The organism is Polynucleobacter sp. UB-Raua-W9 (genome assembly GCF_018687435.1).
In the GTDB taxonomy this organism is placed as follows: domain Bacteria; phylum Pseudomonadota; class Gammaproteobacteria; order Burkholderiales; family Burkholderiaceae; genus Polynucleobacter.
Genome location: NZ_CP061290.1, coordinates 491,969 through 517,110, shown reverse-complemented (window position 1 = coordinate 517,110; position 25,142 = coordinate 491,969). Strand labels below are relative to the sequence as shown.

Here is a 25,142-nt window from a genome sequence, read left to right as displayed (position 1 = left end):
AAGATCAAACAAAAGGGCATAGAAACTCAGGTTTCTATGCCCTTTTGGGTATTACCAACTATCTGGGGCAAACCCCAAAATCGCTAATTAGGCAGTGGCTTTAGAGGCAGCCGCAACCTGAGCAGCAACTTCAGCTGCAAAGTCGTCTTGACGCTTCTCAATGCCCTCACCTACAACAAACATAGTGAAACCCTTGATTGTTGTATTGGCAGCCTTGAGCATTTGCTCAACAGTTTGCTTGTCGTTCTTCACGAAAGTTTGGTTCAACAAAGAAACCTCTTTAAGGTACTTCTGGATTGAACCCTCGACCATCTTTTCAACGATCTCTGGTGGCTTGCCAGATTCAGCAGCCTTTTGAACAGCAACGCTACGCTCAATCGCAATAGATTCAGCAGGAACATCGGCTGTAGATAAAGCCACAGGCTTCATCGCAGCAATGTGCATTGCAACATCTTTAGCAGCAGTCTCATCACCCTCGAACTCAACCATCACACCAATACGCGTGCCATGGAGGTAAGAAACCAACTTACTGCCATCTGCGAAGCGTTTGAAGCGACGCGGCATGATGTTCTCGCCGATCTTACCGATTAATGCGCTACGAACTTCATCAACAGTTTGACCGTTCATTGGCAATGCCAACAAAGCAGCAACGTCAGCCGGGTTCTTTTCAGCAACCAACTTCACGCATTCGTTTGTGAATGCCAAGAAGTCATCGTTCTTAGAAACGAAATCGGTTTCGCAGTTCACTTCAAGCAAGGCGCCATTAGCCCCATTGATAAAGGAGGCAACAATACCTTCAGCTGTTACACGAGAAGCGGCTTTACCAGCTTTACTACCAAGCTTTACACGCAGAATTTCTTCTGCACGAGCCATATCACCATCAGCCTCAGTCAAGGCTTTTTTGCACTCCATCATCGGAGCATCAGTTTTGGCGCGTAATTCGCCAACCATTGCAGCGGTAATAGCGGCCATTATTCAGCTTTCCCTTCTTCAACGAACTCTTCTTCACCCTCTTTAACCGCTGTCAAGATTTCTTGAACAGAATTTGCTTTGCCTTCGAGGATTGCATCAGCAATACCACGTGCATAGAGGGTTACAGCCTTACTAGAGTCATCGTTACCAGGGATGATGTAATCAACACCCTCTGGTGAGTGGTTGGTATCCACAACAGCGATTACTGGAATGCCCAGCTTGTTCGCTTCAGTAATAGCAATCTTGTGATAGCCAACGTCCACCACAAAAATCGCATCAGGAACGCCATTCAAATCTTGAATACCGCCAAGTGCTTTTTGCAATTTATCGAGATCACGGTCATTAGTCAAAGCTTCCTTCTTAGAAAGCTTTTCCCAGTCGCCAGCTTCTTTAGCAACTGCCATATCTTTCAAACGCTTGAGTGAACCTTTAACCGTTTTGAAATTGGTGAGCGTACCGCCCAACCAACGACTGTCGATGTAAGGCATACCAGCGCGAGCAGCTTCTTCGGCAATAATCTCGCGTGATTGACGCTTAGTACCAACAAACAAAATCGTGCCACGATTAGCAGCAACCTGTTTTGCAAATTTCAGGGCGTCCTGAAACATTGGCAATGTTTTTTCCAAGTTGATGATGTGGATCTTATTGCGATGACCGAAAATAAATGGGGCCATCTTTGGGGACCAGAAGCGTGTTTGGTGCCCAAAATGGCAACCGGCTTCCAGCATTTGACGCATGGTTACTGACATAACTTCTCCTAAGGGTTGGTTCTAAAGTTGAATCCTAGCTGCGCTAAAAAGCGCCACCCTGGAAGGCTCAACTCGCGATTTCAGATCCAAAACAGACCTGAGACCAAAATTATAGCTTAAATATCAATGATCTAACTAGCCCTACCCCCGCTTCAGAAAGGAGGCGCATCTAGAAAAGCGCCCTTGGGGACCCCCTAAACAAGAAGGTTGCCTAATTTTTAGGCAACCAGACCAAGCTAAAACTGTCCAAGTCGTTGATAATCAAGGCATGAATAGTGTATTTACTGCAGAAAAAGACATCCTTGGGATGCGAGAAGCCGGTCGTTTGGCCAGCGAGGTTTTGGATCATGTGGCGCCCCATGTCAAAGTTGGTGTAACCACCGGCGAGCTAGACCGCATTTGTCATGAATACATGCGTGATGTCCAAAAAACCATTCCTGCGCCACTCAACTATCAACCTCCGGGCTACCCACCATTTCCAGCATCAATTTGCACCTCAGTGAATGATGTGATTTGTCATGGTATTCCCGGTGACAAAGTGCTAAAGGCTGGTGATGTTGTTAATTTAGATATCACCGTCATCACTCCTGATGGCTACTATGGCGACACCAGTCGCATGTTTATGGTTGGCGAGGTTTCAGTCATGGCAAAACGTCTTACCCAAATTACTTTCGAATGCATGTGGCTTGGCATTGCCCAAGTTAAACCTGGTGCCTCGCTTGGTGATATTGGTCACGTCATTCAAACCCATGCTGAAAATGCAGGCTACTCTGTTGTGCGTGAGTATTGTGGCCATGGCATTGGTAAAGTGTTTCATCAGGATCCACAAATTCTTCACTATGGTAGACCTGGTACCGGTGAAAAACTGGTAGCAGGCATGACATTCACTATTGAGCCAATGATCAATGCTGGCCGACGTGACATTCGTACGATGCCCGATCAGTGGACCGTAAAAACCAAGGATCGCAGCTTATCCGCGCAGTGGGAACATACACTCCTAGTTACGCAAACGGGAGTTGAAGTCTTAACCTGGTCGGAAGGCAGCAATCCCCCACCTGATTGCGTAAAAGATCTTTCTTATAGACCAGAGCTAGCTCGCATCTAAATCCATGAGTGACTTGCATCAAGCGCCAAATAAGATTACTGATTCAGCAAGCCTGCGTGCTGCACGAGAAATCGCTTACGCTGAGTTTAAAAAAACTCAAGCCGTTAGAAAGTTAACGAAACAACTATGTAAATTAAGCGATCAACTACTCACGCATCTTTGGAATAGCTGCGGCTTAAATAATGAGGCAACTCTAGTTGCGGTAGGCGGATTTGGTAGGGGCGCTTTATTTCCCCATTCAGACATTGATATCTTGATATTGCTGCCAGCAGATGAACAAATAGCGACATCACTTTCCAAAAAAGTAGAGCAGTTTGTAGCCAGTTGTTGGGATACAGGACTGGAGATCGGCTCATCCGTGAGAACGGTTGCTGAGTGTATCTCAGAGTCAGAGCAAGATATTACAGTCCGCACCTCTTTGCTTGAGTCACGTCTCCTATGCGGCAAAAAACAACTTTTTACAGAATTTGCAAAGGCTTTCGAAGCTGCGATGGATCCGAAAGCATTCTTCCAGGCAAAGCAAGCCGAACAAATTCAGCGGCATTACAAATATCAAAATACGCCCTACTCTCTGGAGCCTAACTGCAAGGAAAGTCCCGGTGGATTGCGGGATCTACAAGTCATCTCTTGGGTCAGTAAAGCGGCATTGCTTGGTAACACCTTTAAAGACTTAAATGAAGCGGGCTTGGTCACGCAACGTGAACTCACTGAGCTCAACCGTAATCAACGTTTTTTAGAAACATTAAGGGCTAATTTACATTTGCTGGCTGGGCGCAGGCAAGATGTTTTAGCTTTTGATTTGCAAACTGCTTTAGCAAAAACGATGGGTATTGAAGAAGAATCCTCGCGGCAAGCCAGTGAAGCGATCATGCGTCGCTACTACTGGGCAGCAAAGGCCGTGAACCAACTAAACGATGTCCTTTTGCAGAATATTGAAGCCCTTCTCTTTCCACAGGAGTCAAAAACTACACGCCCAATTTCTGGAGTAGGTAACGAGCATTTTATTGAGCGGCAAGGTGTTTTGGATATTACTGATCCACAGCTCTACCAAAAACATCCTGAGCAGATTTTGCGAACCTTCTTGGTGTTTTCTCAAACAGCGAACGTCAAGAGTCTCTCGGCAACTATTTTTAGAGCCCTGTATAACGCCCGCCAAAAGATGGATAGCAAATGGCGCGCAGATCCTGTTAATAAAGCACTCTTCATGGAGCTTCTAAAGCAACCTGAAGGTGTGAGCCGTGCATTCCACCTAATGAATCGCAGTAGCGTCTTAGGCCGATACCTGCCTGCCTTTAGAAGAATTGTTGGCCAGATGCAGCATGACTTGTTTCATGTTTACACAGTGGATCAACATATCTTAATGGTGTTGCGAAATGTCCGCCGGTTCATGGTGGTCGAGCACACACATGAGTTTCCATTCTGCAGCAGTCTCATTGCCCACTTTGAAAAGCCTTGGCTGCTAGTAATAGCCGCTTTATTTCATGACATTGCCAAAGGGCGCGGTGGCGATCACTCGCAACTTGGCAAAGCAGACATGCGTAAGTTTGCTAAAGACCATGGTTTAGATAAAAAAGATACTGAGTTATTGATTTGGTTAGTTGCTGAGCATCTCAATATGAGCCAGACAGCACAGAAACAAGATATCACTGACCCAGATGTTGTGAGGGCATTTGCCAAAAAAGTAGGTGATGAGCGCCATCTCACTGCGCTCTACTTGTTGACTGTAGCTGATGTACGTGGCACCAGTCCCAAAGTTTGGAATGCCTGGAAAGGCAAATTACTCGAAGACCTTTATCGTGCAACGCTGAGAGTCCTAGGTGGCGCTAAACCCGATGCCTCTTCAGAGTTAGCTCAGCATCAAGAGGAGTCCAAAACTAAATTGCGCCTTTACGGCATTGATGATGAGTCCTATGAAGATCTCTGGAGACAGTTAGATGTTGCATTCTTTTTAAGGCAAGACTCATCTGATATTGCTTGGCTCACACGCCACCTCTATAACAAGGTGAATAGCGATCAACCTATAGTGCGTGCAAGGCTGTCGCCAATTGGTGAGGGCTTACAAGTCGCCGTATACGTTAAAGACCAAGAAGATCTTTTTGCCAGAATTTGTGCCTACTTTGAAAGGCATGGTTTCTCAATATGGGATGCACGCATTCACACTACTCGTCATGGTTACGCTTTAGATACCTTCCAAATCTCTGGAAGTAATTTAGTAGATGAGGGCGGTAGCTATCGCGACATCATTCAACTGGTGGAGTTTGAATTAAGCGCTGCTTTAACAAATGCTGACCCATTGCCCAATCCAAGCATGGGTCGCCTATCGAGACAGTCGCGCACCTTTCCGATTCAGCCACGCGTACATATGGTTCCTGATGAACGCGGTAGATATTACACACTCGCACTATCTGCTAGCGATCGTACCGGACTTCTCTACACCATCTCTAGAGTGCTCGCGAAACATCAAGTATCGATTCATACCGCACGAATTAATACGCTTGGTGAGCGAGTAGAGGATGTGTTGCTGCTGGACGCAGCGAACCTAGGTAAGAATCCAAAACTACAGATCCAGCTAGAAACGGAGTTGCTTGAAGCCTTAGGAGCCTAGCTTAACCAAGGCCCTTCGAATGCGGGCGCTTTTCACTTGTTCAAAAGAAAACCAATCGAAAGCAATATCCTCTGGAGATTTCTCCTCTCCAATGAGCTTTAGGGGATAAAGGAGGTCTATATGTAAATGAGCATCTTCGCCCTTCTGGGGATTGGCAGGGATTTCGTGAATATCGATATCTAACGGATCAAGGCCGCTCCAGTCCAAAAGGCACCTAAAACCAGTTTCCTCATATACCTCGCGAATAGCCGCCTCAAAAGGTGACTCACCTTCATCAATGTGGCCACCAGGTTGAAACCAGGATTTGATATGGGGATGGAAGATGAGTAAAACTTTGTTATCTTTGATAACCAAGCCGCTTGCAGTAATGTGGCCCAACTTATTTGATCTCCTAGCGGGATTTTCATAATTGAGTATCGAAAAAACTCTTTGGCCAAAAAATTTATCTAGATTACTAATGTCTAAGTTTAAGTTGATCATCACATTAATATCTTTGGTAGTTTAAGAAAATAACTGCTATTCCAGTTATTAAAGAAGCAAATAGAATACAGATAAAGTCAATTAGACTAAGTCTCTCCCTAAGAAAAAGATATGCGAATATCGCACCTAAAATACCTGTTGTATTGAGTATTGGCCAAACAATCCATAAATTATTGCTGGTAATAGCGAATACAAACGAAACTTGTGTCACAGCAGCAAGAAATCCTCGTAAATAAAACCCCATAAAAGACAAATACTGCCTAGGAAAAATATAAACATTTGAGATGCGCTGCTCACCAAGTAAAAATAAAATAGAAAAAATCAATCGCCATACCAAAACTGAGAAAGCAATCGACAGCAGACTCCAAAACTCCCTATCAAACGCGGCATTAAACACTGCAAAGTATGCGTAAACCCCTTGCGCAGTTAGCATCGATACTAAGAATATTGAGGATTGGTAAGATTTTTTAAGATTCTCAATTCCAGATGAAAGAATAAATATCAGCAATATCAAGGGCAAAAACAAAAAGAGGCTGAAAGAAACTGAATATGCGCCCGCAATTACCAACATCAGCGGAACTGTAATATCAGCAGATTTTGTGAGAATCGCTATATCAATTACTCTAAGATTTTTAAATGCAAATGAAAATCCATAAGCTACAAATTGGATGAGTAATGACAATAAAAATATTTCGAATGAAAGTAAGTCGCTAAACCAACCTCCTAATGCAGGACTAAAAACAATGAGGGGGCACACTAATAAAACAGGTAGCAAGTTATTCCAGTAAGCAATCGCCAATGGACAAACTCTTTCTTGTCGAAATTGCTTACGATCTACTACATTAAGACCTGCGCGACTAAATGAAGAAATTACAGAAGCCATTATTGGCATGGACTCAAATATCAATTGCCACCCCCACTCATAGGTACTGATGATGAGATATCCATTTTTCAGCAATGAATTTTTTATCCGCATCTGGTAAATATGAGATTGTGTTTCTAGGGGCATCATAAAGACTCCCCATTGAATAAATGATTTCTCCCTGAACTAATTCAATAAATCTATCAACGACTGCGCCATGAACAAAATTAACTGAATTACCTCCATTATGAAAATAAATACCTTTACCGCCCAAAGAGATTTTGCAAGTATGATTTTTTACAGGCGTTGAACTTAAAGCAATCTTATTGCGCAGACAAGCTGATAACTCATCATCGGATGAGGTAGCACAAAATATATGGAGTCCATTTTTAAAATTAACTACGTCGACATATGAGAGGGATTTATTTCCTGTAGCACAAAATAAGATATCTACTGATTTCAAAAATTCAGCCCTTAAAGAAGTATGGAATCCAAGTGATAGAGCTAAAGTAAGAAGAATTGGGTTTGAGTCAAATACATCAACCCTAGCACCCCTTGATAAAAGAGAAAAAGCAATAGATCGTCCAATTTTCCCAAAGCCAATGACCCCAATACGCTTTCCAAGCAGTATTAACCCGTGGGAACGCAAAATTGCCTCAGCAGAGAAGACTATGGCTTGCCCAACTAATGAATCCTCTGGCTCTTTTAACGAACTTCGCGCAACGGAAATAACTGGGAACAAATTTTTAAATGAATGGTTATGACCGATCAAAGTCTCATATTTTTGATGACCATTCTCCGTATCTTCGACGACACCAATTAATCGATCGTTAAATTTTTTTGCTAGATCAAGGGCAACATGTGAAAAATATCCGCCCATATCTATGATTGCAAATCGCTCATTTTGTGTCAGGCCATCTACAGCATCAATAAATTTACCTGGATTTAATAAAATTTTTTCTCGATCAATATCAAGAACAGGGCAGTAGCGTTTTAAGATATTTAGATCTGCGAATTTTTTGGAGCTTGCCTTAGGTATGACTCCGGCTATCCTAATAACACTTCCCAGGGCACCTAAAAAATTATTAAATTCGACATTTGCGTGCATTACTACAAGAACGCTATCAATATTTTCATATCTGACTGGATCAATTATGGAGGGAAAAAACCCAGCAAATTTCTGCATATAAGATCCTTAAACGACAAATCTTAATGAGAGGCCCAAACAATTGCTACCTGATTTCTTAGTAAGAAATTGCTGACAACAGGGAGGTTGCTTAATTGATTTTAGAGTGCAAAATGTTGCAAACCTTACTAAGTTATAAGGTCGTCACAGAAAGGATTTTTTATTAAATCCTGGAGCCTAAAAGGTTAGCTGGAAATGTAGCTGATCAAGCCCTAGGGGCTTGATCTACTTTCTGAGTTTTAAAACTGGCAGTAGCGCTTAAATGAACGCCATCTCTTGATGAGACTGCTCATACTTGCCCATCCAAGCTAGACCTGCAGCAGTGTTTTTGAGAGGCTTGTATTCACAACCAATCCAGCCCTTGTAACCAATCTTATCTAAGAATCCAAATAGGAAGTCATAGTTAATTTCACCAGTACCAGGCTCGTTACGCCCCGGATTGTCTGCTAATTGAATATGTCCAATTCTGGACAAGTATTTTTGCATGGTGTTTGCTAACTCACCCTCCATGCGCTGTGCATGGTAGATGTCGTATTGCAAGTAGAGGTTGTCTGCGCCCACCTCATCCATAATTTCAATTGCTTGCTGAGTTCTTGATAAATAAAACCCAGGGATATCGTAGGTATTAATAGGCTCAATTAAGAGATTCAGGTTGGCTTTTTTTAACTTCTCTGCTGCATACCTTAAATTACCGACAAAAGTATCGCGTAGTATTTGAGCATCAACTCCAGCAGGCGCCTTACCAGCCAAACAATTCAACTGACCAACATTTAAAAAAGTGGCGTATTCAATAGCCTTATCTACCCCAGCACGAAACTCTGCTACGCGATCAGGATGACATGCAATGCCCCTCTCGCCCGCATCCCAATCGCCAGCTGGCAAATTATGCAAAACCAACTTTAGTGCATAAGTATCTAAGCAAGACTTAATTTCTTCTTTAGAAAATGCGTAAGGGAATAAAAACTCGACAGCCTTAAAGCCACCAACCCGAGCAAGCGCAAAGCGGTTTAAAAATGCATCCTCCGTAAAGAGCATGCTGAGGTTAGCTGAGAAACGAGGCATTCAATATTCCCTATTAAGAATCAATTACGACTGCAGTACTGCTACTGGTGCATCTTCGATAGATTTAGCTACAGGCTCAAATTCATTGACGCTATCGATCTCTGTACCCATCGCAATATTAGTAACTCGCTCAAGGATGACCTCAACAACAACTGGCACTCTAAATTCAGCGATCCATGCCTCTGCTTGAGCAATTGCTGGAGCCAATTGGTCTTCGCGCTCTACTCGAATTGCTTTGCAACCAAGGCCTTCAACCACTTTCACGTGATCTACGCCGTAGCCCTTCACAATGCCAGCACTTTCCGGAATATTGACGTTATCAAAGGCTAATTGCACACAGTAATCCATATCAAATCCACGCTGGGCTTGGCGGATCAATCCAAGGTAACTGTTGTTTACCAAGATTTGGATGAAAGGTAATTTAAATTGCGCACCAACGGCGAGCTCTTCAATCATGAACTGGAAGTCATAGTCACCTGAGAGCGCAACAATCTTACGAGTCGGATCAGCAGCGCGCACACCTAATGCAGCTGGCACTGTCCAGCCTAACGGGCCAGCTTGTCCACAGTTAATCCAATGACGTGGCTTAAATACCTTCAAGAACTGAGCGCCAGCAATTTGTGACAAGCCAATCGTGCTCACATAGGTAACATCTTCACCAAATGTTTGAACCATCTCTTGATAGACGCGCTGTGGCTTCATTGGAGATTCATTGAAGTTTGTCTTGCGCTGATAGTCGATTGAATTTTTTCTACCCAAGCACTCAGCTGCCCACTCTGATCTATCTTTAAGCTTGCCAGCTTTTTTCATCTCGGTCGCAACTTCAATGAATAAATCTAATGCTGCTTTCGCATCGGACACAATACCAAAGTCAGGAGTAAAGATTCTGCCAATCTGGGTAGGCTCAATATCAACGTGTATAAATTTGCGACCCTTACAGTAGACCTCAGTTGAACCTGTATGACGATTTGCCCAACGGTTACCAATACCAAGAACAAAATCACTCGCCAACATTGTGGCATTGCCATAGCGATGTGATGTTTGCAAACCAACCATACCAGCCATCAAAGGATGACTATCAGGGATTGAGCCCCAGCCCATCAAGGTTGGGATAACTGGAATACCAGTAATTTCTGCAAACTTAACCAACTGATCTGAAGCGTCAGAGTTAATCACGCCGCCGCCAGAAACAATTAAAGGACGCTCAGATTCATTGAGCATTTCTAAAGCTTTCTCAATCTGCTTACGAGTTGCCTGTGGTTTATAGGCAGGCAATGGCTCATAGGTATCGATATCAAATTCAATCTCTGCCATCTGTACATCAATTGGCAGATCGATCAATACCGGTCCAGGACGGCCTGAACGCATTAAATGAAATGCTTGCTGAAAAACTCTAGGAACCAATGCTGGCTCAAGAACAGTGACAGCCATCTTGGTTAAAGGTTTTGCGATCGAAGCAATATCCACCGCCTGGAAATCTTCCTTATGCAACTTAGCGCGTGGTGCTTGACCAGTAATACATAAAATTGGAATGCTGTCAGCCTGTGCAGAATACAAGCCAGTAATCATGTCTGTGCCGCCTGGGCCTGATGTACCAATACATACGCCGATATTTCCTGGGGCAGCTCTGGTATAGCCCTCTGCCATATGAGAGGCACCCTCAACGTGCCTTGCCAATACGTGCGCAATCGACTGACGCTCACGCATTTGAGCATATAAAGGATTAATTGCAGCTCCTGGTACGCCAAAGGCTTGAGTAACGCCTTCTTTTTCCATCACCAACACTGCTGCCATTGCTGCCTTCATCTTTGCCATGAATCTTCTCCTCGTATAGGTATGAACGAATCATCCTCAAATTCGCCAGAATTGAGAACCTCACCAAATCTATATCTAGTATTCCGCCATGGAATAGTGTAAAAATCATGTATCGCCACCGGAAAACACCCTAATGGATCGCGTACAAGGCATATCCCTCTTTATACGAGTAGTGGAAACGGGCTCTTTTAGCAAAGCTGCTGAAGACCTTGGCATTACTCAACCAACCGCCACGAAGTTTGTTGCATCGATGGAGAAGCGTCTGGGGACATTATTGCTGCATCGCAGCACACGTGGAGTCACCCCTACAGAAATTGGGAAAATTTACTACGAGAAATGCAAGTTGATTGCTCGTGAGATAGAGGAGGCTGATGACCTTGCCTCATTGATGCAATCAAAAGTGCGTGGGAAATTAACGATCAGCTCGTCTGTTGCTTTTGGGCGTCGCGTTCTAACGCCTTCGATTCTCGAATTTATGTCGCAACATCCGGAGCTAGAAGTCAATCTCAATATGGATGATCGATATATCAACCTTGTCGAACAAGGCGTTGATTTGGCAATTCGTATGAGGCGGCTTCCAGACTCTTCCCTGGGCTCTAGATTTTTAGGGACGAATCCTTGGGTGCTGGTAGCCACGCCACAATACTTAAATGAACATTCTGTACCTGCAGTACCAGAAGATGTTCAACAGCACCGAGCACTCATCTACTCCACTGTGCAGGCTGACCATCGCTGGAATTTCACAGATAAATCTGGCAATTCTGAATCTATTGAAGTTAAAGGGCCCTTTACGTCCAATAACCTCTCTTCGATCCTATCTGCAGCAAGAGCGGGAATGGGCTTAGCTGCCCTACCCTCTTATGTAGCTCATCAGTCCATCAAAGATGGAGTGCTGCAACCTATTCTTGAAGATTGGTCATTGCCAAGCCAAGAGATCCATGCGGTGTTTTCCTCCCCCAAGCATGTACCAACCAAAGTGAGTCGGTGTATTGATTGGCTACAAGGTCAATTTAAAGGAGAGTGGTGGAAAGGATTGCCCGCAGGCAAGTCTGAATAAAAAAAATCCCGCCATGAAGACGGGAAAACACAACATAGAACTGCAGGACTTCTTTGGAACTAGTGCTCGAGGGCAAGTTCAGGCAGAGCTAATCTACCTTGTGAAGTTTGAACTTTAGTATTTAACAGCTTGGTCAAAGCAAACACTGTACTCAAACAAGGCATTGAGGTATTAGTGATGTGCCCAAGCTCAATCACAGAGCCAAGCAATGCATCAATCTCCAAGCTATTGCCAGCCTCAAGATCCTGAAGCATCGATGTTTTATGCTTGCCAACCTTTTCTGCCCCCGAAATACGTCTCTCAATATCCACACGAAATACAACACCCAACTTTTCAGCAATGGTCTGAGCCTCTTGCATCATGCAACGCGCCAAATCCTTGGCCAGAGGATTTTTGCAGATACCTTCAAGATGCTCATGGGTGAGTGCACTAATCGGATTAAAAGTCATATTGCCCCAGAGCTTGAGCCAAATTTCTGAGCGAATATCATCCAAGATAGGAGACTTAAAGCCAGCATCGGCCATCATCTGGGAAATTCTTTGAATGCGTTCAGACTGAGACCCATCAAGCTCACCCAATGGAAAACGATTGCCTTCAACGTGACGAATAACCCCTGGAGATTCAGCGTAAGTAGCTGGATACACAACGCAACCGATCACATTGCGTGGATTAATTTTTTTCATAATCTGCCCACCAGTATCTACAGTCTCCACTGGTAAGTCTTCAAATGGGCCTGGTAGATTTTGGAAATACCACCAAGGAATACCATTCTGCATCGGGATGACAATAGTCTCAGGGCCAACGATGCTCGCTAAGTCATCTACGATCGGTTCGATTTGATGGGCTTTAACTGCCAAGATAACGACATCTGGTGTACCAGCATCACGAATTTTTTCTATTGCGGTAACACGAGCAACAATCGGACGTGGCTCATCCTCCATAAAGAGGGTTAGGCCATTTTTTTGGATAGCTTCCAAAGTTTTGCCTCTGGCTACAACCGTTACCTGATTTCCTGCTCTAGCCAACCGAGCGGCTAAATAGCCGCCGATTGCACCACCACCCCCAATGACGCAGATTTTCATACAGCCCCCTCAGAAATAAAAAATTAGATTAGGGGCATCTTCCGCAAAGTCTTCAGTGTTGTGAATACCAGGGATGCAATATGACATATTCCAATCAGGAATATCTGCGCTTTTAATAGCTAGGAATCACTCCATAATTTTCCTGCTGTTGCCCAGTCAGACTTTTTGACATCTTGATAGATGACATCCACTGATGCTGCAGTGCAACCCATAATCTTTACCGCAGCCTCTGTGATGGCCTTGGCATATTCCCGCTTAACGTCATCGCTGCGACCCTCAAATAATTGCACCTGAATTAATGGCATTCTTTTCTCCTCTTAACTAGCTAACAAAATTCTTTGATATGCAGGCCACTCAAGCTGACCCTCATCATCACCATCACTACAAAGCTGTTTATAAGTTAATTCACAAATCTTTTGAGATGGATGGACCAAATTTGCACTCAATCCAGCTAAAACTTGAATCTTGCAAGCTTTATCTAAAACATCCATCAGATAAAACGCTTGCTGTACAGAAGACCCACACACAATGCTGCCGTGATTATGCAAAAGAATTGCTTTTTTATTACCCAAACTATTCACTAAGTGCACTTGCTCATCTGAAGATAGTGCCAGACCTTGATAGTGGTGATAGGCAATATCTTCATAAAAACGTAATGCATGCTGTGAAATTGGCAAAAGGCCTTGTATTTGGGCTGATACAGCTATCACTGAATCTACGTGCAGATGGAATACACAATTCGCATCAGGTCGTGCAGCATGAACTGCACCGTGGATTACAAAGCCTGTCTGATTCACAGGGCCCTCTCCAGTCAATATCTGACAATGAAGATTTACCTTTACTAAATTTTGCGGAGTCACTTCATTAAATCGCAAACCAAATCGATTCAGCAGATAAGCGCCATCTTCGCCTGGGACTGCAGCTGAAATATGCGTATAAATTCCATCATCCCAATTTTTTAAATACGCCAATTGATAAGCAGTTGCTAAATCAATTCGCACTTGCTTCTCTTGATCAGAAATCGGGCTTAAGTCCGCCCATTGTTCTGAATTGAAATGAAATGCTTGCTTAAATGAACTCATATCAAAATACGATCTATTTCAATAAATCAAGCATTGCCGCTTCATCAATGACCGGTACACCCAACTCTTCAGCTTTAGTAAGCTTGCTTCCAGCATCTGCACCCGCTACAACATAGTCAGTTTTCTTGGAAACAGATCCGGCTACCTTGGCTCCCGCCTTCTCTAGGAGATCTTTAGCCTCATCCCTTGTCATCGTTGGAAATGTGCCAGTTAATACAAAGGTCTTGCCTGCTACTGCTGCACTAATCACTTTCTCCTCTACTGCGAGCTGCATTCCTGATGCCAGGAGCTGCTCAATCACTTCGCGGTTATGTGCTTCTTGCATAAAGCTAGTAATGGAATCTGCCACGACTGGGCCAACATCCTTGACTGTAAGCAAATCCTCCATGCTGGCATCCATCAATGCGTGCATAGATTGGTAATGATTGGCTAGATCCTTTGCGGTAGTTTCGCCAACATGACGAATACCCAAGGCAAAGATAAATCTAGCTAGAGTGGTGTTTCTGGATTGGTTGATTGCCTGAATCAGATTATCGGCAGACTTATCGCCCATACGCTCAAGATTAGCTAGAGCCGTAAATCCTAATTTATACAGGTCTGCAGGCGTTCTCACCAGATTTTGGTCGACCAATTGATCAACTATCTTTTCTCCTAGACCTTCGATATCGAGCGCTCTTCTGTGGGCAAAGTGAATTAATGCCTGCTTGCGCTGTGCCCCGCAGAATAATCCACCACTACAACGTGCAACTGCTTCATCTGCTAAACGCTCTATATGAGAATCACAAACTGGACAGTTTGTTGGCATTACAAATTCTGTTGCATTGGCAGGTCTGCGATCTTTGATTACCGAAACCACCTCTGGGATCACGTCACCAGCTCTTCGAACAGAAACGGTATCGCCAATACGTACATCTTTGCGCTTGACTTCGTCTTCATTATGAAGGGTGGCATTAGTAACGGTAACCCCACCTACCTCGACTGGTGAGAGTCTGGCAACTGGAGTAATTGCCCCTGTGCGACCTACTTGCACATCAATACCTAAAACAGTGGTGAGCGCTTCTTGTGCCGGATACTTGTGAGCCAATGCAAATCGGGGTGCTCTTGATACAAAACCGAGCTTAGCCTGCTCTGCAAATGAATTCACCTTGTAGACAACACCATCAATGTCATACGGGAGAGAATCCCGTTTTTCACCAATCTCGTTATAGAAATTGAGAATTTCTTGTACTGAATTCAGCACTCTTCGCTCTGAGCAAACAGGCAAACCCAACTCTACATAGGTATTAAGTAATTCTTCATGGGTTTTGGGTAGCCAGGATTGTGGCTCGAGAGCACCTAAGCCATAAGCAAAGAAAGAAAGGGGTCTTTTTGCTGTGATCTTGGAATCTAATTGACGCAAGCTACCGGCCGCAGCATTTCTTGGGTTGGCAAATTCTTTCTCGCCATTCACTGCAGCTTGTTGATTCATTTTTTGAAAGTCTTTTAGATACATAAAGACTTCACCACGTACTTCTAATACTTTAGGGATATTCTTTCCGGTCAACTTGAGCGGAATAGTACGAATGGTTTTGATATTAGCTGTGACATCCTCACCACTGGCACCATCACCACGAGTTGCTGCCGTGATTAAAGAGCCGTTTTCATAACGCAGTGAGATCGCCAGGCCATCAAACTTCAGCTCGCCGGCATAATTAACATGATCTAAGTGCAAGCCTTCGCGACAACGACGATCAAAGGCGACAAGCTCAGCCTCTTCGAATGCGTTATTCAGGGAAAGCATCGGCACCTCATGAGTAACTGAATCAAACTCTTTTAAAGCGGAGCCCCCCACCCTTTGGGATAAAGACTCTGGAGTAATCCATTCAGGATGGGCCGCCTCAATCTCCAAGAGCTCGCGATAGAGTCGGTCATACTCGATATCAGGAAGAAGTGGGTTGTCAAGAACATAGTAAGCGTGCTCTAGGCGAGCAAGCTCAGATTGCAAGAATGCGTAACGCTCCGCTAAATTTGTCGGACTATTGGACGACAAGATGATTTCCTAGCTAAAGAGTCTATTAGCTGTTGAAGATCCGGCAGGAATACCAGACTTCTCAAGATTGGCATAAAGGACATCGAGATGCTGACGAATACTAACGACAGCGGCTTCACTCAAATTAATACCATTGTCATCAACCAAGCGACCGTGTGAAGCCTGAGCAAGCTCAACACCCTCACCCAGCATCCTTTCAAAAGCGCGCTCTCCTTGAGCAACCAATGGAACCTCAAGTAACAATGTCAATTGCGATACCGGTTTATTGGGATCTAAATCAGCGCTATTAAAAATGAGCGTTCCATTGCTATAGAATTCATATTGCCTGCCGTTGCGAGCCAGTTTGAAACCACGCTGACGCATCAGAGCATCAAAGTTACCCCATGGGCATGACTCATCGAATAAGACATTAATACTCAACTGAATATCGCTATCAGCGGCCATCACATCTAAGTCCTTTGCGCTTTCTAGCATAGTGTTCACGCTAGGCATATCAATTTGAGACCCAAGAGTATCGGCAAGCGCTTGTGCGCGTGAACAGAAATCAGATAACTCCAGTACGCCAATCGCCCCACGGCGACTCGCCAACTGAATCGCTAGCTGTAACTCTGAATAAGTAGACCCCGGCTGAAGTTCTTCCCAATCCTCTGCAGCATCCTGATCTGCATTTAAGCCTTCGCATATCCATCTTGCGGTAGCTTGCACTTGCGAATCCGTCCACTCGCTGATCTCTTCTAAAATCTCTGCTCCAGCAATCGCTTCGTCAAAGCGGAGTGTGATTACACAATCAATGCGGGGATCAATGGAAAATTTTCCTGGGGCAGTGGAGTTTGCGACCGAGGTGACTCTAAAGGTTGGCTCTATACGGCCCGAATCAGAATCGGCAAAACCAGGATCACGACCCAAGCGATCATCTGAAAATTCAAATTGCTCTTTAGCTTTACGACGTGCACGTGCGTATTTAAAATTGAGGATGGCAACTAGCACCAAAATCATTAGCCCAATTACAGCCAATGCGAATTGCAAATCAGACAGGCCCAACATCGTCATGATTTGTTCTACGTACACTTAAGCGGCCTCCACCATCGATACGGCAGATGAGATATCTACAGCCACAATTCTGGATACGCCCTGCTCTTGCATGGTCACACCAATCAATTGATGGGCAATTTCCATAGTGATCTTGTTATGTGAGATAAACAAAAACTGTGTCTTATCCGACATTTTCGCGACTAGCTGAGCATAGCGCAAGGTATTTGCATCATCCAATGGCGCATCCACCTCGTCGAGTAAGCAGAATGGGGCCGGATTCAAAAGGAATAGTGAGAATACAAGGGCAATCGCAGTCAAAGCTTTTTCGCCGCCTGACAAAAGGTAAATAGAGCTATTTTTCTTACCAGGAGGTTGAGCCATCACTTGAACGCCGGCATCTAAAATCTCTTCACCTGTCATTACTAACTCAGCGTGACCACCACCAAACAATTCTGGGAAGAGTTTGCCAAAGTGACCGTTAACTTGATCAAAAGTACCCTGTAATAAATCACGGGTTTCAGCATCAATCTTCGTAATCGCATCAGTCAGAGTCTGCATGGCCTCATTCAAGTCGGCAGATTGCGCATCCAAGAACTGCTTACGCTCTCTTGAGCTGGATAGCTCATCAAGAGCCGCCATGTTCACCGGGCCCAAGGATTGGATTTCAGCATTCAAACGGTTCACTTCGGTTTGAAGCGCGCCCACTTTTAAGTCTGGACTGAAATTTGCCTCGAGTGCAGTCAGGTCTGCCTCTGCATCTGATAACAAAGTTGCAAATTGTTCGAAGTTCAAGCGTGCGGCCTGTTCCCGCAACTGCAAATCAACCACCTTATCGCGCATTGGTTGCAAGCCACGCTCAACCTGCATGCGGGCCTCATCAGCCTCGCGCAGTTGATGCAATAAAGCATCCTGTTCTGTGCGAGCATTTGCTAAAGCAGCTTCACGTGCGCTACGCGCTAGCAGCAAACCTTGCAATTTATCTTGCGCCTCTTCATCGCTTAAGGTTGCTAATTCTTGGGAAGCCAAGTCATGTTTATCCTGAATCTCCATGATCTGAGTACGCGCTGTGCTTTGATCGCGTTGCAAATCAGCAATGCGCTGCTGTAATGAGCGAGTTGCAAATGCCGCTTCCTGCGCAGCCATCTCGGCAGCACGTAGAGATTCACGCAAGCGATCACGCTCTTGAGTAGAAAGCTCTAATTTCTCTTGAGCTGACTGAAGAGACTCTTGAAGCCCCTGTTTTGATTGCTCTGATTGCGCAAACTCTGCAGCAGACTGCTCTTGGTTTGTGCTGAGTTGCTCCATTTGCTGACGCAACTCTGACAGCTCACTCTGAATTTGTGCGGCACGCTGGCTATATTGTTCTTCAGCTTGAGTCAGCTGCATTCTTTCAACTTCAAAACCATGCGCCTCTTGAACAGCATGCTCAGCATGAATACGAGCCTGTTCTGCTGCTTGATGCGCTGCCTGATAATTCGCTACACATTGGTCTAGATCGCCCTGCAACTCGCTTTGCATTAGTTTTTGAGCGCGCAATTGCTTCTCGAGACTTTCCATTTCTTGCGCACGAGCCAACATGCCAGCTTGCTCAGAATCTGCGGCATAAAGCTGAACACTTACACGACTAACCAGATGGCCTTGCTGGGTGACGAAAGCGCCTCCAGCTGGTAATTTCTCACGACGATGCAAAGCATCCTCAAGACTGCTCGCAATGTAAATATTATCTAACCACTCTTGCAGTACTGAAGTCAGGCGTGCTGCACCAGAACTTTGAACACGAGTGAGTAATGGTGTGAAATCTGCAGGAACTACCGTATGAGCAGGCGTAATTTCTTCGGTTAGCAAAATTGCCAAACGACTTGGGGGTGCGTCATTAGCCAAGGCCAATGTTTCTTGAACACTCTTTGCGGTAACTGCAGCTAAACGCTCACGCAATACCGATTCCAAAGCAGCTTCCCAGCCACTTTCAACTTTCAACTCTTGCCAAAGGCGCTTACTCTCTTTTAGACCCTTGCTTTCTAACCAAGGGCCAATCTTGCCTTGGGCTTGTACGCTTGCTTGCAGCGCCGTGAGCGCCGTTAATTTCGCCTCAGTTTGTGCGAGATCCTGATTTGCAGACTGAATCTTTTGTTGAGCGGCATTCCGCGCCTCGTCAGCAGCTGGTACGCGTTGTTGAGTATCGGCTGCACGCTGCTTAGCCTCATCAACCTTGCGCTGAGCCATAGCTTGGCGATCAATTGCCATTTGCAAAGCCTCAGCATCAGGTCTACGCATACCATCTAACTCACTAGTGAGACGAGTCTCGCGCCCTTTTAATTCATCGGATTGTGCAGACATCGCACGAATACGCTCACCCAAACTTGCTAAGCGCTGCTCAATCGACGCCAAACTCTCACGCACATTGTTTAGCTCACGCGCAGATGTTTGATAAACCTCTTCACGGCTTGGCATTTGCTCTTGCAAACCATTTAGATTGGTCAATAAGGATTGTTCTTTTTCTTCTGCCTCACTTAATTCATGCTCGGTAGTACGTTGCGCTTGGGCAGCATCCGTCTCTTGAACGGTCCAACGCTGTAGCTGCGCTTGTAAATCTTGGGTTTGCTGTTGCAAACGCTGGCGCGCTTCTTGCACATAATGAATCTGTGATTCAACTTGACTAACATCAGAGTTAGTTTGATACAAATCACCTTGCGCCTCAGAAACCTTATCTTGCAAGGCGTACTGCTGGGTACGCATAGTCTCTAGTTCGGCTTCAGCATGACGCAGCTTGGCAGTCTGCTCCTCCAAGTTCACTTGGGTATCACGAATACCATTAGCATGACGCTCTTGCTCTTTACCAGCCTCGGTCTGACGAACAAACCAAAGTAACTGCTGTTGCGATTTCATTTGAGTGGAAAGCTCAGCATGACGTTCGGCAACAGTGGCCTGCTTCTCCAAGCGAGTTAATTGCTGATCGAGCTCACGCAAGATGTCTTCAACACGTGTTAAGTTTTCTACAGTGTCTTCTAAACGGGATGCAGTTTCTTTGCGACGCTCTTTATATTTAGAAACACCAGCAGCCTCTTCCAAGAAAACGCGCAATTCTTCTGGTTTTGCTTCCAAGATACGATTGATCGTACCCTGTCCAATAATGGCGTAACCTCTAGGGCCCATGCCAGTACCCAAGAAAATGTCTTGAATATCCTTACGACGCACCACCTGATTGTTGACGTAGTAACTAGAGTTACCATCACGCGTCAGAACCCGTTTCACACCCAACTCAGTAAATGCGCTCCATTGACCCTGAGCTCTTCCGTCTGAATTGTCAAAAAGGAGTTCCACGCTGGCACGACCAGAGGGCTTGCGCAAACCAGAACCATTAAAAATAACGTCCTGCATAGACTCGCCACGCAGTTCACTCGCGCGGGATTCACCCAAAACCCAACGGACGGCGTCAATAATGTTCGACTTTCCGCAACCGTTAGGACCTACAACGCCAATCAATTGGCCAGGCATTTCAAAATGGGTTGGGTCAACAAAAGACTTGAAGCCGGAAAGTTTGATCGATTTCAGTTGCACGGCGTACTTTGCAGGGAAAAAAGGGGTTTAAATAGGGGGTATTAATTAAAGCTGAAGTGGGAAGATGATAGCAAGCTTGGAGCCTCTTAGACGTGTTTTCTCCCCACCGATATAATGATCAATCTACCTCCAGGGGCAAAATCCCTTAACAATCTGATAGTTAACTAAAAAGCATGAGCCAATCACCACAAAGCATCATCGAACAAGCCTGGGAAAACCGCGCAAACCTCTCACCAGATAGAGTGCCGGGCGATGTCCGCGGCGCCGTCAATGCCGTCCTAGAGGGCCTGAATAACGGCACTATTCGCGTAGCTGAACGTCGTAGCGTTGGAAAATGGGAGGTAAATCAGTGGGTTAAGAAGGCTGTTTTGCTCTCCTTCCGACTTGAGGACAACGTCCCTATGGGCGCAGGTGGCTACACCCAGTTTTACGACAAGGTACCCAGCAAGTTCCAGAACTACACCGCGGCTGACTTTGCTGCCGGCGGCTTTCGGGTGGTACCCCCTGCTGTAGCCCGTCGTGGCTCATTTATTGGTAAAAATGCAGTTTTAATGCCTTCTTACGTCAATATTGGCGCTTATGTAGGGGAAGGCACCATGGTTGACACCTGGGCAACCGTAGGCTCTTGCGCACAAATCGGCAAAAACGTTCACCTTTCTGGTGGAGTAGGTATCGGCGGTGTTTTGGAGCCCATCCAGGCTGGTCCAGTAATTATTGAAGATAACTGCTTCATTGGAGCTCGCTCCGAAGTGGTTGAAGGCGTGGTCATAGAAGAGAATGCTGTTCTCTCTATGGGCGTCTATATTGGCCAAAGCACAAAAATTTATGACCGTGAAACTGGTGAAGTGCATTACGGCCGCGTTCCAGCAGGTTCTGTAGTAGTTCCAGGCTCCCTGCCCTCTGCTTGCGGTAAATACAGTTTGTATGCTGCAATCATCGTGAAAAAGGTTGATGCTCAAACAAGAGCGAAGACTGCCATCAACGAACTACTTCGCGACTAAACATTGATGAGCGCCACCCTTGAGCTCACAGAAGCTCTGATTGCCTGTCATTCGGTTACCCCGGCAGACGGCGGCTGCCAAGAATTAATCGCAAAACGCTTACAAGCCCTCGGCTTTCATACTGAGAGCGTTGTGAGTGGTCCCGATCACTTTCAGGTGACCAATCTGTGGGCTATTAAAAAAGGTAAAGCTGGTGACCAGGGCAAAGTACTCATGTTTGCAGGTCACACTGACGTTGTGCCAACTGGGCCATTAGAAAAGTGGACCAGCAACCCATTCTCACCAACAATCCGTGATGGCATGCTTTATGGCCGTGGCGCGGCAGACATGAAAACTTCTCTTGCTGGCTTTGTGGTTGCCGCTGAAGAGTTTGTCACGGCTCACCCAGATCATCAAGGCTCTATTGCCTTCTTAATCACAAGTGATGAAGAAGGCCCTGCGAATGATGGCACGGTCATTATGTGCGAGCGTTTACAAAAACACGGGCAACGTCTGGACTATTGTGTGATTGGCGAACCCACTTCTGTAGATCAAATCGGCGACATGATTAAGAACGGTCGTCGTGGCTCCTTATCTGGAAAGCTAAAAGTGAAAGGTATTCAGGCGCACATCGCCTATCCCCACTTGGGCAAGAACCCTATTCATCTCTCCGCCCCCGCAATTTCCGCGTTAGTAGAAACCGAATGGGATAAGGGCAATGAGTATTTTCAACCCACCAGCTTTCAAATCTCCAATATTCACGCTGGCACTGGTGCCAATAATGTGATTCCTGGTGAGCTGACGATTGACTTCAACTTCCGATTCTCTACCGAGAGTAAGCCAGAGCAATTGCGTGAGCGCCTTGAGAGAATTTTAAGTAACGCCGGTCTTGATTTTGAAATCGATTGGGTATTGGGTGGTAGTCCATTCATTACGAGTGATGGTGACCTAGCAGGCGCTTTACGCAAAGCGATTAAAGCGGAGACCAGTATTGATACAGAGCTATCAACCACTGGCGGCACCAGCGATGGTCGTTTTATTACAAAGATTTGCAAAGAAGTTGTCGAGTTTGGCCCCCTTAATGCTACTAGCCACAAAATCGACGAGTGCGTCATTGTTGATGATGTGGAGCCGCTCAAAAATATTTATCGCAAAACACTTGAGCAACTTATTGCTTAATTGCGAATAGATTCTTTTTAACCAACCCAATTCATTATGGACCCTGAGCCTCAGCAATCTCTTACAGTCAATCAGTGCATTGATCAAATTGCACAAAAACTTGAAGCAGCAAACTTGCATTATGGGCATGGCGCTATTGATGCACAAAGTGAAGCCTTGTGGCTTGTTAGCAAGCAACTGGGGTTAAGTCCAACTGAAACACTGGATCACTTAGAAGACTCCATCACAAACGAGCAACAGCAAAAAGCGATTGCTGTTGCTGACGAAAGAATCTCCACACGCAAACCACTTGCCTACATCTTGGGTGAAGCTTGGCTAATGGGTGTGCCTTTTTTTTGCAGCGAGCAAAGCATTGTTCCCCGATCATGGATTGCAGAACTGATTGTGGATGGCTCTTTGGAGCCTTGGTTACCTGCAGACGGCAAAGCGCTTGATTTATGTACGGGCAATGGCTCACTAGCGGTTCTATTGGCACTCTCTTGCCCCGATATTCATGTGAGTGCATGCGACATCAGCATGCCAGCCTTATCTGTTGCTGCGCGTAATGTAGATCGCCATGGCCTCAGCTCTCAAGTGGAATTAATGGATGGCGATTTATGGAACGCATTGCCTGAGCCCAATGAAGACAATTTGTTCGATCTGATCATTTGCAACCCACCGTATGTAAATGCCAACTCAATGAGTACGCTTCCTACTGAATATCATGCTGAGCCAGTCCTGGCGCTGGCAGGTGGAGATGATGGCATGGATTTAATCAGAAGAATAATTGCGCATGCGCCTGATTATCTATCTGAGCGTGGCGCTATTCTGATTGAGATTGGTAACGAATATGAGAACTTCAAAAAAGCTTTTCCCCAAATTCCAGCGATCTGGATGGAAGTTTCTGCTGGTGAAGAACAAGTCCTATTGATTCAGGCAGAAGACCTGCGTTAGAAAATAATCAGTTCAATTCTGCTGCGGCAGCAATAGCCTGATCAATACGCTCCACCGGAATGAGCTTTAATCCTGGAATCTTAGCCTTAGGCATATTCGCTTTTGGAATAATGGCCACTGTAAAACCCAGCTTGGCTGCTTCTTTTAAACGTTCTTGACCACGCGGACATGGACGAATCTCCCCTGCTAAGCCAACCTCACCAAACACAATCAACTCTTTAGGTAGAGCGCGATTTCGGATCGATGACTGAATAGCTAGCAATACCGCTAAGTCAGCTGCAGGCTCAGAGATTTTGACGCCGCCCACCGCATTCAGGAATACATCTTGATCAAAGCAAGCTATACCCGCATGACGATGCAAGACAGCTAAGAGCATTGCTAAGCGAGCTTGTTCTAAACCAACGGCCAAGCGCCTTGGATTAGGAACGTGAGCGGTATCTACTAGCGCCTGAATTTCTACAAGCAATGGTCTGCTACCTTCTTGCGTCACTAAAACGCATGCTCCTGGAACCATCTGCTCGTGCTGAGAGAGAAAAATTGCAGAAGGGTTGGTGACGCCGCGCAAACCTTTTTCGGTCATTGCAAATACACCCAACTCATTAACGGCACCAAAACGATTCTTAATCGAGCGCACCAGTCGAAACGAAGAATGGGTATCACCCTCAAAGTACAAAACAGTATCCACAATATGTTCTAGGACCCTTGGACCAGCTAGATGACCATCTTTGGTAACGTGACCCACCATCAGCACACAGATACCGCTGGATTTAGCGGCTCTGGTCAATTGCGCAGCACACTCACGCACTTGCGCTACAGATCCAGGGGCAGAGCTGAGCACTTCGGAGTACAAAGTTTGTATAGAATCCACCACCAATACTTGTGGCTTAACGGTATCCATAATCGAAATGAGTTTTTCTAACTGAATTTCTGCTAAGACTTCCAATTGCGGAGCATCTAATGCAATTCGTTTTGCACGCAAGGCAATCTGGGCAGCCGATTCTTCACCACTACTGTAGAGCACATTCATACCGGCAGAACTCATCTCTGCTAAGGCTTGCAATAACAAGGTTGATTTTCCAATACCAGGATCGCCGCCCAAAAGAACCACGCCGCCAGGAACTAAGCCGCCGCCCAAGACGCGATCAAACTCTTCAACGCCGGTACTGAATCTTGGCAAGTCCTCAGCAGTAATAGCAGAAAGTTTTTGCCTAGGCAAAGATTGCGCCAACCCCTGAAAACGAGAATTAGATGTTGTTTCAGGCAAGCCCTCTTCCATCGTGTTCCACGCCTGGCAAGATGGGCATTGTCCTTGCCACTTTGCAGAAGTGCCGCCACAAGACTGGCAGATATAAACCGTTTTGACTTTAGCCAAGA

Annotated in this window: 20 protein-coding genes; 6 read left to right on the top strand and 14 right to left on the bottom strand. The window is 45.4% G+C overall.

Translation table 11 applies throughout. The annotated features are described in order from the left end of the window. Window positions 1–87: 87 nt before the first annotated feature. Window positions 88–972 carry a translation elongation factor Ts gene (gene tsf, locus AOC07_RS02705; protein WP_215358076.1) on the bottom strand — a complete coding sequence of 295 codons (885 nt, stop codon included), beginning with the start codon at window positions 970–972 and terminating at the stop codon, window positions 88–90. Further along, a complete protein-coding gene (gene rpsB / locus AOC07_RS02700; protein ID WP_215293857.1) occupies window positions 972–1,721 on the bottom strand; it encodes a 30S ribosomal protein S2 in 750 nt (249 codons plus the stop codon). The genes tsf and rpsB overlap by 1 nt, the downstream gene beginning before the upstream one ends. A 268-nt stretch (window positions 1,722–1,989) precedes the next feature. On the opposite strand from rpsB, the gene map reads away from it, so the two are divergent. After that, window positions 1,990–2,826, top strand: a complete 837-nt coding sequence (gene map / locus AOC07_RS02695) for a type I methionyl aminopeptidase (protein WP_215293856.1) — start codon at window positions 1,990–1,992, stop codon at window positions 2,824–2,826. Window positions 2,827–2,830: 4 nt separating this feature from the next. Then, window positions 2,831–5,431: a [protein-PII] uridylyltransferase gene (locus AOC07_RS02690; RefSeq protein WP_215358074.1), complete on the top strand. Its 2,601-nt coding sequence runs from the start codon at window positions 2,831–2,833 to the stop codon at window positions 5,429–5,431. On the opposite strand, the gene AOC07_RS02685 is transcribed toward AOC07_RS02690, so the two are convergent. The 5 genes from AOC07_RS02685 to gcl form a co-directional block, all read right to left on the bottom strand. Then, window positions 5,420–5,809 carry an NUDIX hydrolase gene (locus AOC07_RS02685; protein ID WP_251371713.1) on the bottom strand — a complete coding sequence of 130 codons (390 nt, stop codon included), beginning with the start codon at window positions 5,807–5,809 and terminating at the stop codon, window positions 5,420–5,422. The two genes, AOC07_RS02690 and AOC07_RS02685, sit on opposite strands and share 12 nt — an antisense overlap. 106 nt (window positions 5,810–5,915) lie before the next feature. Then, entirely contained in the window at window positions 5,916–6,794 is an 879-nt protein-coding gene (locus AOC07_RS02680) for a hypothetical protein (RefSeq protein ID WP_215358071.1), read from the bottom strand. Between the two features lie 37 nt (window positions 6,795–6,831). Further along, on the bottom strand, window positions 6,832–7,959 hold the full coding sequence (locus tag AOC07_RS02675; RefSeq protein WP_215358069.1) for an adenosylhomocysteinase: 1,128 nt from the start codon (window positions 7,957–7,959) through the stop codon (window positions 6,832–6,834). A gap of 258 nt (window positions 7,960–8,217) precedes the next feature. Next, window positions 8,218–9,021 (bottom strand): hydroxypyruvate isomerase, encoded by an 804-nt coding sequence (gene hyi / locus AOC07_RS02670; RefSeq protein WP_215358067.1) that lies wholly within the window; start codon window positions 9,019–9,021, stop codon window positions 8,218–8,220. A gap of 24 nt (window positions 9,022–9,045) precedes the next feature. Further along, window positions 9,046–10,836, bottom strand: coding sequence for a glyoxylate carboligase (gene gcl, locus AOC07_RS02665; protein ID WP_215358065.1), 1,791 nt, complete (start codon window positions 10,834–10,836; stop codon window positions 9,046–9,048). Window positions 10,837–10,969: 133 nt separating this feature from the next. Here gcl and AOC07_RS02660 point away from each other — a divergent pair, with 133 nt between their 5' ends. Next, window positions 10,970–11,893, top strand: coding sequence for a LysR family transcriptional regulator (locus tag AOC07_RS02660; protein WP_215358063.1), 924 nt, complete (start codon window positions 10,970–10,972; stop codon window positions 11,891–11,893). Between the two features lie 59 nt (window positions 11,894–11,952). Here the strand turns inward: AOC07_RS02660 and AOC07_RS02655 are convergent, their stop codons facing one another. The 6 genes from AOC07_RS02655 to smc all read right to left on the bottom strand — a co-directional run bounded on the left by AOC07_RS02655 (window position 11,953) and on the right by smc (window position 20,676). After that, window positions 11,953–12,975 (bottom strand): 2-dehydropantoate 2-reductase, encoded by a 1,023-nt coding sequence (locus AOC07_RS02655; protein WP_215358061.1) that lies wholly within the window; start codon window positions 12,973–12,975, stop codon window positions 11,953–11,955. 119 nt (window positions 12,976–13,094) lie between these two features. After that, window positions 13,095–13,280 (bottom strand): 4-oxalocrotonate tautomerase, encoded by a 186-nt coding sequence (locus AOC07_RS02650; protein WP_215296516.1) that lies wholly within the window; start codon window positions 13,278–13,280, stop codon window positions 13,095–13,097. A 12-nt stretch (window positions 13,281–13,292) separates the two neighbouring features. Next, window positions 13,293–14,057: a class II aldolase/adducin family protein gene (locus AOC07_RS02645; protein ID WP_215358059.1), complete on the bottom strand. Its 765-nt coding sequence runs from the start codon at window positions 14,055–14,057 to the stop codon at window positions 13,293–13,295. A gap of 13 nt (window positions 14,058–14,070) precedes the next feature. Then, entirely contained in the window at window positions 14,071–16,086 is a 2,016-nt protein-coding gene (ligA, locus tag AOC07_RS02640) for an NAD-dependent DNA ligase LigA (protein WP_215358057.1), read from the bottom strand. A gap of 9 nt (window positions 16,087–16,095) precedes the next feature. Beyond that, a complete protein-coding gene (locus AOC07_RS02635) occupies window positions 16,096–17,154 on the bottom strand; it encodes a cell division protein ZipA C-terminal FtsZ-binding domain-containing protein (RefSeq protein WP_251371712.1) in 1,059 nt (352 codons plus the stop codon). After that, window positions 17,155–20,676 carry a chromosome segregation protein SMC gene (gene smc / locus AOC07_RS02630; protein ID WP_215358055.1) on the bottom strand — a complete coding sequence of 1,174 codons (3,522 nt, stop codon included), beginning with the start codon at window positions 20,674–20,676 and terminating at the stop codon, window positions 17,155–17,157. 173 nt (window positions 20,677–20,849) lie between these two features. Here smc and dapD point away from each other — a divergent pair, with 173 nt between their 5' ends. The 3 genes from dapD to prmB are packed head-to-tail and all read left to right on the top strand — an operon-like array spanning window position 20,850 to window position 23,768. After that, window positions 20,850–21,677 (top strand): 2,3,4,5-tetrahydropyridine-2,6-dicarboxylate N-succinyltransferase, encoded by an 828-nt coding sequence (dapD, locus tag AOC07_RS02625; protein WP_215293852.1) that lies wholly within the window; start codon window positions 20,850–20,852, stop codon window positions 21,675–21,677. Window positions 21,678–21,683: 6 nt separating this feature from the next. Further along, window positions 21,684–22,835 (top strand): succinyl-diaminopimelate desuccinylase, encoded by a 1,152-nt coding sequence (gene dapE / locus AOC07_RS02620; RefSeq protein ID WP_215358054.1) that lies wholly within the window; start codon window positions 21,684–21,686, stop codon window positions 22,833–22,835. A 36-nt stretch (window positions 22,836–22,871) separates the two neighbouring features. After that, window positions 22,872–23,768, top strand: a complete 897-nt coding sequence (prmB, locus tag AOC07_RS02615; protein ID WP_215358053.1) for a 50S ribosomal protein L3 N(5)-glutamine methyltransferase — start codon at window positions 22,872–22,874, stop codon at window positions 23,766–23,768. Between the two features lie 7 nt (window positions 23,769–23,775). On the opposite strand, the gene radA is transcribed toward prmB, so the two are convergent. After that, window positions 23,776–25,140 (bottom strand): DNA repair protein RadA, encoded by a 1,365-nt coding sequence (radA, locus tag AOC07_RS02610; protein WP_215293849.1) that lies wholly within the window; start codon window positions 25,138–25,140, stop codon window positions 23,776–23,778. Between the last annotated feature and the right edge of the window lie 2 nt (window positions 25,141–25,142).

Coding starts and splice junctions, on each gene's coding strand:
- AOC07_RS02690 (WP_215358074.1), top strand. CDS start 2,831: ATGAGTGACTTGCATCAAGCGCCAAATAAGATTACTGATTCAGCAAGC.
- map (WP_215293856.1), top strand. CDS start 1,990: ATGAATAGTGTATTTACTGCAGAAAAAGACATCCTTGGGATGCGAGAA.
- AOC07_RS02645 (WP_215358059.1), bottom strand. CDS start 14,057: ATGAGTTCATTTAAGCAAGCATTTCATTTCAATTCAGAACAATGGGCG.
- AOC07_RS02655 (WP_215358061.1), bottom strand. CDS start 12,975: ATGAAAATCTGCGTCATTGGGGGTGGTGGTGCAATCGGCGGCTATTTA.
- dapE (WP_215358054.1), top strand. CDS start 21,684: ATGAGCGCCACCCTTGAGCTCACAGAAGCTCTGATTGCCTGTCATTCG.
- AOC07_RS02680 (WP_215358071.1), bottom strand. CDS start 6,794: ATGGCTTCTGTAATTTCTTCATTTAGTCGCGCAGGTCTTAATGTAGTA.
- AOC07_RS02675 (WP_215358069.1), bottom strand. CDS start 7,959: ATGCAGAAATTTGCTGGGTTTTTTCCCTCCATAATTGATCCAGTCAGA.
- rpsB (WP_215293857.1), bottom strand. CDS start 1,721: ATGTCAGTAACCATGCGTCAAATGCTGGAAGCCGGTTGCCATTTTGGG.
- prmB (WP_215358053.1), top strand. CDS start 22,872: ATGGACCCTGAGCCTCAGCAATCTCTTACAGTCAATCAGTGCATTGAT.
- tsf (WP_215358076.1), bottom strand. CDS start 972: ATGGCCGCTATTACCGCTGCAATGGTTGGCGAATTACGCGCCAAAACT.
- AOC07_RS02660 (WP_215358063.1), top strand. CDS start 10,970: ATGGATCGCGTACAAGGCATATCCCTCTTTATACGAGTAGTGGAAACG.
- AOC07_RS02650 (WP_215296516.1), bottom strand. CDS start 13,280: ATGCCATTAATTCAGGTGCAATTATTTGAGGGTCGCAGCGATGACGTT.
- hyi (WP_215358067.1), bottom strand. CDS start 9,021: ATGCCTCGTTTCTCAGCTAACCTCAGCATGCTCTTTACGGAGGATGCA.
- dapD (WP_215293852.1), top strand. CDS start 20,850: ATGAGCCAATCACCACAAAGCATCATCGAACAAGCCTGGGAAAACCGC.
- gcl (WP_215358065.1), bottom strand. CDS start 10,836: ATGGCAAAGATGAAGGCAGCAATGGCAGCAGTGTTGGTGATGGAAAAA.